Here is a 2,326-nt window from a genome sequence, read left to right on the forward strand (position 1 = left end):
TGAGCAATATCAAGCAGATTGCCATCATCATCTTTTTCTTTTGTACTGGTCTTTAGTGTCCATGTTGTCTTGTTTTTCAGATCAAAACGTACAGTTCTGTCTTTAGAAATATTTGCTCTGCCTTCTAAAGTTGAATGATCAGCGCTTAAGGTGAAGGTGCCATTGGAGATCTCATTAATATCTTTCTCCTCCCAAAAGCTTTCTTTTTTTGTAAAGAGGCCGTCCCCTAATAACACGTCGGCATGGATTTCTGAATTTGTGAGATTAACTGTACCAATTGACAGATCAGCACTATTTTTAATGTTAGCGTTAGTGAAAGCTCTAATGAAAATACCTGTGCCATTTTCAGCATGAAGCTCTGCATTGGTCAGATTGATTTCATTGCTATGATGTTTTTGTGGATCATTTAGCTCATCTTGTTTGGTAGTAGGGTGAGCTACGAATTGCAAACCAGAAACTTCTGCTGTTGCAGAAACATTTGTCAAATCAATATGCCCACCGTTGATTGCAAATAACGCTGTTTCGTTCGCTGCTACGGATCCTCCCGTCATGTTGACTGCACCACCATCGATTGCTGCAAGCCCAGTTCCACTACTACTAATCGTTGTTTTTTCAAGAAAAATTACACTGTTTGCGCCATTAGAAAATACACCAGATGACTTATCGCTATCATTTGTTTTTAGGGTCACATCTGCAACAGTAATATGTCCACCATTTTCAGCAACCAATGCATTACCTTTCCCCGTGACGGTTCCTTCCGTCATGCTGATGGTGGAGTTTGAACCTTCCGCATAGAGTCCAACGTTATCAGATGTAATGTTTGCATTGTTGGTTAAAGTGATGGCACTGCCGCTTTTAGCAGATATTGTTGTATTTTGTGCATGAAATGATCCTCCCGAGATTGTTATTGTCGAATCATTCTCTGCTAATACACCTTTTTCAAATACACCGGTGGCTGCTTGAGTCACTGTTACATCTTTTAAAGTGACGGTACTTTTATCTGCTTTTATTCCAAAGAACAGTGGCACATCCTTTTTAACCCCCGATATTGTCACATTTTCTAGTTTGTTTTCACGACTGTTACTGTTTAAGAATCCAGCACCAGCTGTAGAAGCTGTAATGGTTCCCCCAATCATCTTGATTGCGCCATCATCTATTACTTTAAGCCCGATGAAAGCATTATTAATCGTTGTCTTTCCAAGTAATTCAATCATGCTACCAAGGTCATTAGAAGCTGCACCAACTCCATAACCATTTGTTTTTAGGGTGACATCTGTAGCAATAATATGGCCACCGGATGTTGTCTTTATTGCTTCCTCTTGCGCTGTGATGCTCCCTCCTGTCATTTCGATGAGGGACTTTGAACCTTCCGCATAGAGTCCAGCATCATTATATGATGTAATTTTTGCACCGCCAGTTAAAGTGATGTCGCTGCCGTTTTGAGCAAATATTGCGGTTTTTTCTGCATCAAATGATCCTCCTAAAACTTTTACTGTGGAATCATATGCATCTATGGCAGTTTGTGCTTGTTTAACTGTTACATTTTCTAAAGTGATAAAACTTTTCTTGTTTATTTTTATTCCAAGGAGTGATGATGCTTCATTTTTATTATCTGATATTACTACATTTTGCAGTATATTTCTATTATCCTTACTACCATCGATATAAACGCCAGTTTGAGAAGCTGTAATGTTTCCCCCGGCCAGGTTGATGTTAGCGCCGTCTTTTACAGAAATACCGAAACGAACATCAGAATCAGTGCCTTGAATATTTAAGCTATTTAATTCAAGCGCACTGTTAGCACCTTCAACTGTTACAACATATTTATCGCTACCTGTGTCTGTATTTGTGTTTTTATTTCCAGTTACAGTTACAGTACTACCGGTGATTTTTCCTTTGTTTTTTACATAAATAGTCTCGTACGTTTTTCCGGATATATCTTTTTCTTCGTTGGCAACGTCAAGAGTTTCAGCATGTGCAGTGAACTGGATGTTGAATAGTATGATAGCAGCCGCAGCTGTGCATGATAAAAGGGATGTTTTATACACTAGTATTCTCCTTATGAGAGTTCCCAAATATTCATTTCCCCGCGAACTTTATAAGAAGAAGTGAAAATGGATAGTTGTTATTAATTTCAGTAATTGTTTTTATTTGGTAAGACATTTTTGGTTTTTTGTCAAAATTAAAAAATAATTGATATTAATTATGTCTAATACAAAATGTATTTATAATGGATTTTATTTAAAGAATTATAATTTTGAATATTATTATTCAGAGAAATATTGTGAGATACTGATATAGTGGTACCATGACATCTTTTACGTGA

1 pseudogene is annotated in these 2,326 nt (G+C 37.1%); it reads right to left on the reverse strand.

From position 1 onward, the window contains the following. Nucleotides 1-2,048 (reverse strand): annotated as a pseudogene (locus tag ACFINC_RS09130) (autotransporter outer membrane beta-barrel domain-containing protein); the annotation flags it as partial. Nucleotides 2,049-2,326: the final 278 nt, after the last annotated feature.

This window comes from Bartonella sp. AP58NXGY, from assembly GCF_042195785.1.
Taxonomy (GTDB): Bacteria; Pseudomonadota; Alphaproteobacteria; order Rhizobiales; family Rhizobiaceae; genus Bartonella.